Annotated in this window: 9 protein-coding genes and 1 pseudogene; 2 read left to right on the top strand and 8 right to left on the bottom strand. The window is 61.5% G+C overall.

The genetic code is table 11. From position 1 onward, the window contains the following. Positions 1–106: 106 nt before the first annotated feature. The 3 genes from QMG52_RS20740 to QMG52_RS20730 all read right to left on the bottom strand — a co-directional run bounded on the left by QMG52_RS20740 (position 107) and on the right by QMG52_RS20730 (position 3,529). Positions 107–1,687, bottom strand: coding sequence for a putative transposase (locus QMG52_RS20740; RefSeq protein WP_283562313.1), 1,581 nt, complete (start codon positions 1,685–1,687; stop codon positions 107–109). 2 nt (positions 1,688–1,689) lie between these two features. Further along, complete coding sequence (locus QMG52_RS20735) at positions 1,690–2,151, bottom strand: hypothetical protein (RefSeq protein ID WP_283562312.1); 462 nt, start codon at positions 2,149–2,151, stop codon at positions 1,690–1,692. 160 nt (positions 2,152–2,311) lie between these two features. Beyond that, positions 2,312–3,529 (bottom strand): IS110 family RNA-guided transposase, encoded by a 1,218-nt coding sequence (locus QMG52_RS20730; RefSeq protein ID WP_283562311.1) that lies wholly within the window; start codon positions 3,527–3,529, stop codon positions 2,312–2,314. Between QMG52_RS20730 and QMG52_RS22510 the strand changes: the two genes are divergently transcribed. After that, a complete protein-coding gene (locus QMG52_RS22510; RefSeq protein WP_502920587.1) occupies positions 3,473–4,585 on the top strand; it encodes an aldehyde dehydrogenase family protein in 1,113 nt (370 codons plus the stop codon). The genes QMG52_RS20730 and QMG52_RS22510 overlap by 57 nt on opposite strands. Positions 4,586–5,073: 488 nt before the next feature. On the opposite strand, the gene QMG52_RS20725 is transcribed toward QMG52_RS22510, so the two are convergent. The 4 genes from QMG52_RS20725 to QMG52_RS20710 are packed head-to-tail and all read right to left on the bottom strand — an operon-like array spanning position 5,074 to position 9,089. Next, complete coding sequence (locus QMG52_RS20725; RefSeq protein ID WP_283562310.1) at positions 5,074–6,288, bottom strand: oxamate carbamoyltransferase subunit AllG family protein; 1,215 nt, start codon at positions 6,286–6,288, stop codon at positions 5,074–5,076. After that, positions 6,285–6,899 carry a hypothetical protein gene (locus QMG52_RS20720; RefSeq protein ID WP_283562309.1) on the bottom strand — a complete coding sequence of 205 codons (615 nt, stop codon included), beginning with the start codon at positions 6,897–6,899 and terminating at the stop codon, positions 6,285–6,287. The genes QMG52_RS20725 and QMG52_RS20720 overlap by 4 nt, the downstream gene beginning before the upstream one ends. A gap of 39 nt (positions 6,900–6,938) precedes the next feature. Further along, positions 6,939–7,832, bottom strand: a complete 894-nt coding sequence (locus QMG52_RS20715; RefSeq protein ID WP_283562308.1) for an NAD-dependent epimerase/dehydratase family protein — start codon at positions 7,830–7,832, stop codon at positions 6,939–6,941. Positions 7,833–7,889: 57 nt separating this feature from the next. Beyond that, the gene (locus tag QMG52_RS20710) at positions 7,890–9,089 is read right to left on the bottom strand and encodes an aromatic ring-hydroxylating oxygenase subunit alpha (protein WP_283562307.1); all 1,200 of its coding nucleotides are present in this window, start codon (positions 9,087–9,089) and stop codon (positions 7,890–7,892) included. A gap of 280 nt (positions 9,090–9,369) precedes the next feature. Here QMG52_RS20710 and QMG52_RS20705 point away from each other — a divergent pair, with 280 nt between their 5' ends. Next, positions 9,370–10,665: an amidase gene (locus QMG52_RS20705; RefSeq protein ID WP_283562306.1), complete on the top strand. Its 1,296-nt coding sequence runs from the start codon at positions 9,370–9,372 to the stop codon at positions 10,663–10,665. A 330-nt stretch (positions 10,666–10,995) separates the two neighbouring features. Here QMG52_RS20705 and QMG52_RS22505 read toward each other — a convergent pair. Then, positions 10,996–11,111 (bottom strand): annotated as a pseudogene (locus QMG52_RS22505) (IS30 family transposase); the annotation flags it as partial.

Genomic DNA, 11,111 nt, shown 5'->3' with positions numbered 1-11,111 from the left:
AACGCTACCGCGTCACGCTTATATTCATCAGTGAAGCTCCTGCGAGTGGAACCCATAAAAGTAGTCTCCTACAGTCGGGAACCCGGACCAACCCCCACCCCGTCCATCAAACCGGGTACGCTCCAGTGTTGTATGCGGCCATCCGGATCCCGTGCGTGAGAAGTTTGACCTGGGTATCAAGGATTTGTTGTCCGGGGGCAAGCTCGCCTAGCGGCAACCGGGCAGGGATTGCCCGGTGTGCTGCCTCCGCCGCATCGAGAGTAGCTTCAGCGGTGAAGAGGGGTGCGTTGATCGCGTTATGCATGGCATTGGTGATGATGATGTCCCCGGCACCCTGGGCTGGTGTTTTCATGGCCAGCATCGCCGCATCCGTCTCCGCCGCGACGTGGTGGTGGTGGGCGCGGGCGGTCAGGACTTGTTTGTAAGCTTCTTTCTTCGCCGGGTTCGGCACGGAGCGTGCCGGGTCATCATCGGTACTGCCGTACGTGTCGTGGGAGTCAAGGTCGAAGTGCATGCGGGCGTAGCGGAAGTAGTTTTCCTGCCGCCAGCGTGATCCCATCCGATAGATCACCTCACCCGCCGACATGTCATCGTTGGTGGTAAGGATGTGGATTTGGCGTGTGGCTCCGCCTCGGGCGGGGACGATCCTGCTGATCTGGCGCATGCGAAACACTTCACCGGTTGTCGCCGTGGCGGCCAGGGGCAGGTCGACGATCGTGTCGGCCGCTATCCAGGCCCGTGTTTCGCCGTGCTCATCAGTGTGGGCGGCCTGAACGAACAGGGTTTCGGGGATGTCGCCGGTTTTGCCTTTGCGCCAGGTCAGCACGTCAAAACCGGAGGCTTCCATATGCTGAAAGAGGGCTGGTGACCAGCCTCCCCGGTCAAAGCCCACCAACACCCGCCGCTCGTCCCCGATGATGTTCCGCAGGGTGGGTAGCAGGGTGCGTAGTTCCTTGGTCAGGGCTGTGCCGGGTTCTGCCATGACGACGAATACCGGAGCGCCGTGGGAATCAGAGACCCAGGTTTCCTCCGTGGCCGGGGTCGGGAACTTCAACCTGGTGGAGTGCACCTTCCCGATCTTCTTGCTTCCTTGGTAGGCGCGAACATGGCCATCCACATACAAAACAGCCAGAAGCCCACCGCCGTCAGCGTCCTCAGTGCGGGCGCCGTTGGTGGGGTTGAGGTGGCGCTTGGCCAGGGCTGTCAGGAATTCGGCGGCTTTGCCGGTATCGGCCATAATGTCTGTTTTGCGGCGGATTGTTTTGACTTCCGGGGCCCGATCCAACCCCAACACCCGTCCCAGATCGGTGGCATTGATCCGGGTGGCGCCCTCCGCCCTGGATTCCCCCAAGAGAGCGCGTAGAACAGCGTCAAGGAGCATGGTTTCGAGTCCGTAGAAACCATCGGGCAACGCGCCAAAGACTTCTTTCGCACACTCCAGTAGCCCGGTGCGTTCCAGTGCGGGCAGGGCTAGGAACAATCCAGCCAAGGGGACTTTGCCGGCCGGGGCAAATACCGGGGCCGCACTGACGAGTTGGCCTGCCCGCGCAGCTGAACGCTCGGTACGGCGTGCCACCGGTGCCGGCAATACCGGTAACTCGGTGGTGTCTTCCTGCCACAATGCCGGCTGCACGGCGTCCGGTGCCGGTGCTGGTTTTACGGGTTCCGGAACCGTCGGCGCTGCCACTACTAAGCCGCGTCGGCGCGTTCCTTGGTGAGCGCCAGGGCGCGGCGAACACTAAACTCGGAAACACCCACCGCGTCTCCGACGGCCTGCAGGCTCATGCCGGACTCCCGCAAAACAACGATCTCGGTAATGACCTTTTCGTTCAAGCGTGAGGGACACTTCGGGCCGCGTTGTTCCAGGATGAGCCCGGCCACGCCCTGCGCTGTGAGTTGCTTGCGCCACCGATACAACGTCACCGCACCAACCTTGAACACCCTGGCAATGTCCTCTGCAACTGCTGCCTTGAGCTCCATCAAGCTCACCGCTGCGAAGCGGCGAGTCACCGAATCTCCGGCCTCCCATACATAGGCCAGTTCGCCGTGAATGAAGACCTTTCCGCCCTCATCGTTCTCCACCAGGGACACGGCGGCACCCAGCAAGCTGGTGGCGGTAGGAGCCATGGGCAGGGGCGGTTGAGCAGTCATCAAAGCCATCATCCCACCCCTCCCGCACGACTAGTATACTTCCATAAATTATATCGTATTTGGGATGGGATTAACAGATTTCATCCAAACAAAAACACCGAGATTACGGGAAAGACTCTCACTTAAGCAACAGCCATGATGCTCCTATCTTTGTCAATTACTATTTTTGGGGTTGTTGGTCGAGCCAATTGCGGTAGCGGGCAATGGCGTCTTGGTCGCGGGATTTGCCTCGTTCGATGCGTGAGATGGCGGTGGGCCAGGTTCCGAGTTCCCGGGCGGCTTGGACTTGGGTGAGGTGCAGTGCGAGCCGGCGGGGGCGCAGGTCGTTGGTCACTGATGCTGGGCGTGGGTTGCGCAATACGCGGTAGATTTCTCGGGCGACGTAGCGTTTGAGGCACCGCATGATTTCCATTTTGGATTTGCCTTCGGCGGTTCGTTTGGCGACGTAGTCGCGGGTGCGCTGGTCCTTGGACATGCGGACCAGCACGATGCGGTAGATGGCGGAGTTCGCGGCCCTGTCGCCGCCGCGGGAGAGCCGGTGGCGTGTCGTTTTGCCCGAGGACGCGGGGATGGGCGCGGTGCCGGTCAGCGCAGCGAACTGGGCTTCGGTGGTGAGGCGTTCCGGGTTGTCGCCGATGGTGACCAGCAGCTGGGACGCCACGGCCGTGGCGACGCCGTTGATCTCCAGCAGGGCCGGGGCGCGGTCGGCGATGATACGCGCCAGCTCGGCGTCTGTCTCGTCGATTTCGGCGTTGAGGTAGTGGTAGCGGGCGCCCATGCGCTTGAGCGTCACGGCGGTCGCAACAGCGGGGTCCGTGATGTCCCCGGCAGGGCGGGAGGCCGCCATGGCCTTGGCACGGGCTTCGCTGGTCTGGCCGCGGTATTTGGCACGCACGGTCTCCGGTGCCGCGGTCAGGACGCCGCTGATCTGCGTCAGCACGGCGGTGCGCGCCTTCAGCGCGCTGGTGCGTGCGGTGCGCAGGACCGGTAGTGCCTCGACGTACCCGTTCCGGGTTTTCGGGGTAGAGACGCCACGGTCGGCCAGTACCGATTCGGCGGCCTGGTAGGCATCGAGCGGGTCGGACTTGCCATGCAAGCGCCGGGCCTGGCGGTTGGGCCGGTTGACCTCCTTGACGATGAATCCGTCCCTTGCCAGGACCCGGGCCAGTTCGGCCCCGTAGGAGCCGGTACCCTCGATGCCGACAGCGATGACGGGACCGTACTGGGTGATGTATTCGGCGATTTCCCGGTAGCCGGAACCGAAAGCCAGGAATTTCTTATCGGCGAGGTGTTTGCCGTGCTCGTTGATGAGGGCGACGTGATGGGTGTCGGCGTGGGTATCGACACCGGCAATGACTTTCATGTCCTCGTTTGTCATGATGGAAGGAGCTCCTCTGACTCTCGCAAACCGTTAGTGTGGGCTCGCGTTCGCCAGGTGGGCAGACAAGACGGTGATGGGACCTCTGGTCGGGCTCCTATTAAGTCATGCCCGCCTGGCCAACGCGTTCGGTGCAGGCCATCGGCCGGCGGACGAATCATGCGAAGGACAACCCCGAAGGGTGTCAGTCAGGAGGCGAGTCACGCCGGCCAACGGCCTAATACCATCATCACCGTCAGGAGGCCTGAGGCCAGCGGTCCTCCCCTCACCGTGCCGCTGAGCACAGAGCTGGACATGGACGCAGGGATGTCGCCGGGCGTGATCAATGTGGTTCCCGGCTCCGGCCGAGTCGTGGGTGAAATCATGGGCCTACATCCCGATGTGGTCCTCCTAGCCTTTACTGGCTCCTTCGGCATCTCCAATAAACTATTGATCCATTCCGCAGCCTCAAATTATAAGCGGTACGAACACGCACCCCCGCTATTACGCATCGCCTGTACTGCGGCTACCAAACCTTTGCCGTATTGCCGGGAGGTCGACGGAGAATTCGAATTGAAGCGCGTCGTGGACTTCCTCCGGCCTGCGCTCGAAGACTCTCATGGTGCAATCGCCCATCACCCAACAGACAGTCGTCGCCTTGGACTCGAGCAGGTGCTCATCGGGGCACGGATCTGGCGCTCTGTCAGGCAGGTCACGAACAATTTGTCCTGCCAGGAAGTTGCCCGCAGTTCGTCCAAATATGTCTCACCCCTAAGTGGTGAAAACCTTTTACAGAGGTGGTGTCGAAGTCGCCTTCCCTCCAGCGGGGCGCCGACGGGTTCCTGCTCCCCGAGCCGGAACCTGCCCAACCCCCGGAAGAGCTCCGATCTCCCCCGACGGGATCTGCAGGAAGTCACCTGCCAAGCCAGTGCCGGGGACGACGACACAGACGGTTTGGGGCTTCTCGAATCTAGGCAGTCCGGCCTCCGATATCGGGTGGACCACCACTATGACAGCCCCGTTTTTGTCTTCTCCGGTGCGCTGAGCATGCGCGGTGATTCGTGCCCGGGGTTGTGATAGACGACAACGATCTGTCCATCCTGATGCTATTCTTTGAGGCTGACGGAGGCCTTGCCGATGATCCCTGTCAGGCCGAACCAGTGGATTTGTTGGACATGTTCGAGTAGTCTGGCAGATCATTGGTTCCTAGGACCGCACCAGCAGCCGGTATAAGAAAGCCGCTAAATTCGAGGTCCGTCCGGACTTATAAAAGATGGCCGGGCTGTCCAACGTCTTCAGTTCCTCGCCCATTTGGACTTGACCCCGGCCTCAGGGAGCATGGGTGCAGTGCGGCACCCATGCTGCCCCTGACAGCATGGGGTGTGCTCCTTGAATTCGACCGCTAATGTAGGGCGAGGAACGATGGCCGAAACACATCTGTCGCTGGGTGCCCCGTTCCGATCCCGGTTTCAGAACGGGGCCGGAAGGTCCCAGAGCCGGTGATCGGCGGTCCTGGACTCTGGATCCAACCCCCTGGCCCGCTGGGCCGCCGGAGGTCTTTTAAGTCAGACCCTGACAGCTACGGGAACAATCTCGATGGCCGACAGTGCTGCTTGGAAAAGCGTCACGGGAGGCACATAGGCACCACCGCCAATGCGGCCTTCCAGCCCAGTACTTTCGATCATGCCAAGCAGGACGATCGGGGCCAGTCCTTCACGGACCACTGCCTCGGCCGTCAGCGCTGTCCGTGTTCCCAGCGGGCCATGGGGTTCGGCCAGCAACAGTTCCGGGCGCTCCAAGGCCCGATCCGGCAGGTGGCTGCCTAGCCGCTCCACGGAAGACGGCGCCCACTTCAGGGCCGCTCCGCCAAGGCCGACGACGTCGACCACTGCACTGTCGCCGATGGCACCCGTGGCCCGGAGCCCGGAAAAGACGTCCGGGACATCCCCGATGGGCGGCGTAGCGGGGACGGTGAACCACCGGTCGGGCAGCCCGGATACTTGGATTCCAAAGTCCACGCCGTTTCCGCCGGCCCGGGTAATCAGAGTGGACCCGGTTACGCCGGCACCGGCCTGCAGGCTTAGGGCCGCAGCAGCCATCCACAGGTTCAGGGCAAAGGCCGTCGAATCCTGCAAAAATTCGGTGACCCGCTGCGGTGTGGTGGAAGCACGTGCCCGCAGCTCATCGGCTAAGAGCCGCGAACCCGCCGTTGAGTTGCTGTGTCCGTCGTCGCCCAATTCCAAGGAACGTTGAAGCAGCGGCGCCAGGTCAATCGGCGTCTCGAATAGACCGGCAATCCAGTCCGTGAACGCCCCATTGAGCCAGCTGTGGTGGTCTGGGAGGTCCGGATCCAGAGAACCGAGGCGGAGTGCATGGACATTACCCTCATTAACAACCGCATGGAATTTCGCACCAGCCTCGCCGTCGGCCAGGTCCTGCACCACATGCAAGGCCATAGAGGGCGAGACGACGCCCGCAAGCGGAACCACGATGTCATGGTCCTGGGCTGGGCCGAATTCCACCTTGCCGGCGCCAAGCAGACTCATCGCCGCATCAATGTCCGGCGCCCAACCCTCATAGATGGCGGCAAAGGCCATAGAGTGCCGAACGGGTGCAGGAACGGTTTGCCAGGAATTGAATGCGGGGCCGGCGTGCAGCAGCAGTTGGCCGTCGGAAGCGACCACTTTCGCGCCCAGGAGATCGCGCAGGAACGTCATACCAACCCAGGCCGGCCGCACTCCAAGCAAGCCTGCGCCCGCGTTCCGGTCTGCGTCCTTCACTGTTCCACCCAGGTTTCCGAGATGGCCATCCCTGCGGATTGCCCCGCACCGTTAAGGAACGGCCTTTCCACCGTTGTACCCGGCAGCCGAGCGCCGTCGACGGTCACGCTGGCGCCGTCAGCAATCCGGAACACCGCGAACATCTCATGGAGCCCGGTCCCGGATTCGGGCGCAGGCACGTCCACTGCAAATGCCTCACCCAGTCCTTCCCAACGGAGTTCGATGGTGTGCTGGACGCCGTCGCTGATTGCGTCCGCTGTCTCGGTCCAGTCTGAGCCGGCAAGGTGCTGGCTGAAAACGGCCTCAGCGACCATTTTGACGTCTTCAAGCGCAGTGCTCGGTCGGAAGAGCACAAATTTTGCGACGAAGTCGTTGATCAGGAAACGCGCCAGCTTTTCATTGTCTGTCAAAGCAAGGCGGATGGTGGCCGTGGTGCCTTCCTCGTAAGGCTGCTCAATGACCAGACTCAACCGACCTGGGCCGAACCGAGAGGCTGCGATCCGAAAGAACAGGGACAGGGACGACCATTCGTTATCTGGATCGGTCTTGAGGTAGATGAACGGATTGTCGCCGGTCCAGGCGACGGCCCCGTGACGGACTGCGTCGGGCATGGTTTGCTCGCTTTCAGGAATTAGATATGTCACCGCAGACTAGATGCCGGCTTCTGCCCGCATTTTCATGAAATCCGTGCTCGGCTCCCAGCCCAGCAAATCGCGAGCCTTCGTCGAGGAGAAGATCGATGCACGTTTGTTGGTCTGGAAGAGGCGCGGATTGGAGATCTCCGGCAGCGTGCCGAACTTTTCCCGGTACCAGTCCAAGGTGGGTTCTGGGTGGGATGTGTCTTCGGCACCGATAAAGAACGTGCCGAACTTCAGGTCCTTCACTTCCAGGGCCGCCCGGAACGCTCGGGCCAAGTCTTGGGCTTCAATATAGTAATAGAGCCAGTGAAGCTTCGGGTCGTCGATGAAGTTGGTGTACTCCTCCAGCGCCTCAGGAAGCACCACGGCCAGGGGCCGGATGCAGAGCACATCCATCGTAGTCCCGCGGGCCACGGCCAGGCCCATGTTTTCCATGATCTGTTTGCTCAGGCTATAAGCCTGCACCGGTCGCAGCTCGTGGGTTTCATCGACCTGCAGGGCTTGAGGCTGCCAATCGGACCGCATTTCTGAGAGGCCGCAAGCCGAAACACTGGAACACAGCACCACTTTCTGCAGGTCGTTCTCCGATGCTGCCTGGAGCACATTCCAAGTCCCCAGCGTGTTGACCCGTATGTATTTTTCTGGAGCGGCCTTCCAGTCATAGTCAATGGCCGCTAGGTGAATAACGGCATCCGCGCCCTTGGTGGCGCGACGAACCGCGTCCAGGTCCATGACGTCGGTGGCCACATATTCAACTTCAACGCTGGCTGAGGGTGCCCCGTTCACGCCGCCCCTTACCGGGGCGAGATCGGCGTTCGTGACATCAAAATTCTTCGCCAGTTCGGCAACGACGTATCGACCGACCCGTCCCGACCCACCGGTTACAACAATGTTTTTAAGCGTCATGGAGGAATTTTTCCTTATGTAGTGGTGTGCAGGAGTTGGCAGTCGTTTTGGGTGTGGTTAGGCCGTGACATCCGCTGACACCAGTTCGGTCGCCTCTGCTGCAACGTCGGCCTGCCGGTACTTCTGGACCAACCACTCGTTGAGGCGGACGAGCACAACTTCGGAGGGTGCATAGCGGCCACGCGGGGCGTTGCGGGAGTACATGCCAGCCTGGACCGTCGTCCACGCGTAGATATCCTCTTCCATGACCTGCCCGAGATCGGAAACTTCCATCTCCCATTCTTCCGTGAAGCCCGGCTTGTCAAGCGTGGATTCGGGGTACATCCACGTCGCCGCGAAGACAGAGGAGGTGGTTCCTGTCGGCAGCCACATGAAGTATTTGACTTTGTCTGGCATGGCAATGATGAGCAAGTTCGGAGCGACAGTGACATAGACTAAGCGCGAACGTTCATCCGTGGTCAGGCCCGGGAGCACCGGCTGCAGAGTGCGCCCGGTGCGGGTGGGGGAGAAGTCCTCACCCTCGCTGATCAGATCATAGGCGATGACGCCCTTGACTGGCTCGTTGGCCGCAGAGTCGTAGTCGATCCGCTCGCTAGTGGTCTCGTACATCGGGCCCCAGCTCTTGGCGTGCAGGTGCGCGCAGTGGTAGCACTCGTCGCCGAAGATCTTCCAGTTCACCGGGATGTCCAACCAGGAAAGCGGGGACGCCGAGCGCAGGTCGGACATTCCCCAATTCTTCAGGTAGGAACCCAGGACGCCGAGACGCTCGCCCAGCGGAGGGATGTCCGGATCGAAGGTAATGAACACGAACCCTTCCCACACCGCGCTGCGGATCCCGGGCAGTTCGACCTTTGACTTGTCAAAGCAGGGGGAATCGTTGAGATCCGGGGCGGACTGCAATTTGCCGTCGAGTCCGTACACCCAAGCATGATACGGGCACTTAAAGCGACGGGCGTTGCCGCTTCCTTCTGCCACCTTCATAGCTCGGTGCTGGCAGACATTCGCCTGGACCCGCACGGAGCCGTCTGCCAAGCGCGTGACCAGAAGCGGCTCGTTGCCGACGTTCAGAGTGTAATAGTCCCCCTTGTTCGGGATATCAGTGGCTCGGCCGATGCAGAACCATTCGTGCCCGAATACTGCTTCCATTTCAAACTTGTGGAACTCGTCTGACGTAAACGTTTCCGGCGGAAGTGCCACGACGGAATCAATGGACCCACAGCTGGCATCAAATTCATCGACGGGAATCGGGCTGCGCATGACAGGTCTCCTAGAAATGTTGGTGGGAATCGCCTACGACCCCAGTGTTCTCTATCACAGAACACATGTCAAGGTTCAACCCCGAATAATAGTGAATTTGCGGGGTGCATCTTCGATATCCGAAGGACCCCCTGACGTTCCACTCGTCATCCGTTGACAAACCCGTTCTCTTCCAATGAACATTGGCGATAAGCTCAGCACAACCCTGAGGTCCGCGAAGTCCGCCCGCCGCCGCCCGCCATACTCAATTCTGATCCCTTCAAACCACTCAGAAGGTCCTATGAACCACGTCCAGCCCTGGTCCCTAAGCGGAGCAATCCGTGCCATCTCGGCCGGTGAAACTACCGCCGTCGATCTAGTCCGCCAAAGCTTTGAAAGGATTGCAGAGGTTGAAGCCGATGTCCGTGCCTGGGTTCATTTGGATGAGCAGCAGGCCTTGGCATCCGCGGCCCATCTCGACGCCGGACCGGTGCAGGGACTCCTTCATGGCATCCCCGTTGGGGTGAAGGACATTATCGACGTCGCCGGCATGCCCACCGAATGCGGTTCCGTCACTAGAGCCGGTCGCCGGCCAGCGGTGGATGCCTGGTTCGTTAGACGGCTCAAGAACGCCGGGGCCGTCGTCGTCGGTAAATCGGTAACCACCGAGTTCGCTTACTTTGCCCCCGGCCCCACTGGCAACCCGCACGACCTAGCGTGTACCCCGGGTGGATCCTCCAGCGGTTCGGCGGCCGCGGTCAGCGCCGGTATGGTGCCCTTAGCTCTGGGTTCTCAGACCGCAGCGTCACTGACCCGTCCAGCAGCGTTCTGCGGTGTTGCCGGGTATGTGTCCCCTGCCGCGTCGTTGCCCACCGACGGAATTGCTGGCCTCAGCCCCACACTTGATTCGTTGGGCCTCGTGACATCAACGGTCGAGGATCTGGCCGTGGCGCGCGCCGCCCTGGCCGGTTCCAGCCGAATGCCGGTGCTGGCCGGTGTCGTGGCGCCCCGGCTGTTGATCTGGGATGGCACCAATCTGGGCGCCGTATCCCCTGCCATGCTGGCGGGATTCGAGAGTGCGGTGGGCGCCTTGTCTCGCTCCGGGGCCAGCGCGACGAGGCTTCCATGGACCACGCAGGCTGCCCAGCTCGTAGAGGCTCACATGACTGTGATGGCCTATGAAAGCGCACGCGAATTGGCCGCGGAGGCGGAGCACCCCGAGCTGCTCAGCGAATCGCTGGCGGCGCTTCTCGCTCAGGGACGATGCACCAGCCCGGCCGACCGGAACGCTGCGCTGCATTATGCTCGAGCCCAACGGCTGATCATGTTGTCGCTGCTGGAGGAAAACGACGCCGTCCTCGCGCCGGCGGCCCTCGGAACCGCCCCGGCCGGGCTCGCCTCCACGGGAAGCCCCGTTCTCAGTAGGCCATGGCAACTGCTGGGACTCCCCGTCGTGACCATCCCGGGGCTCTCCGACGGCGACGGAATGCCGCTGGGCGTCCAGCTCATCGGGCGGGCCGACGGCCAGGAGCGCCTCCTGGAGCTGGCACGGTGGGTGGAAGCCCAGTTGCACAGCCGGGTCTGCAGCACCGCCTAAGTGCAATCCACGTTCGGGCCGCCGGAACAGGATTCAAAGATTATTTTCGAAAATTGTTGTGCCCATTTTCCAACAGGACCTTAATGGCTGCAGTCAGGACGGCAGGCGTATCTTGCCATCCCATACGCGAGTCGCGCCAACCTTCCAGCCAGGTCCGTACGTTCGTCCGCGTCGTCGCAGGGCAACGCATTTGACTCCGGTAAATGCTCGATCTCGTCCAGCCACAGCAGGTTGGAACGGCGACCGGTCAGATAGCAGATTTGCACATAACCGCCCTGGCCGAGGCCTGCCCTCATTTTGGGGAGGATCAGTGCAATACCGATGGCGGTGTCAAGCCGTCGTAGCAACATTGTCGTTGAGTCGTTTGGTGAAGACTTCTCGTGGTGTGAGGAATCCCAGTACGGCGCGGGGACGGTCGTTTAGCTCGTCGGCGATGGCGTCCAGAT

Source organism: Paenarthrobacter sp. PH39-S1, assembly GCF_030063245.1.
In the GTDB taxonomy this organism is placed as follows: Bacteria; Actinomycetota; Actinomycetes; order Actinomycetales; family Micrococcaceae; genus Arthrobacter_M.
This window is presented reverse-complemented; position numbering and strand designations above follow the sequence as displayed.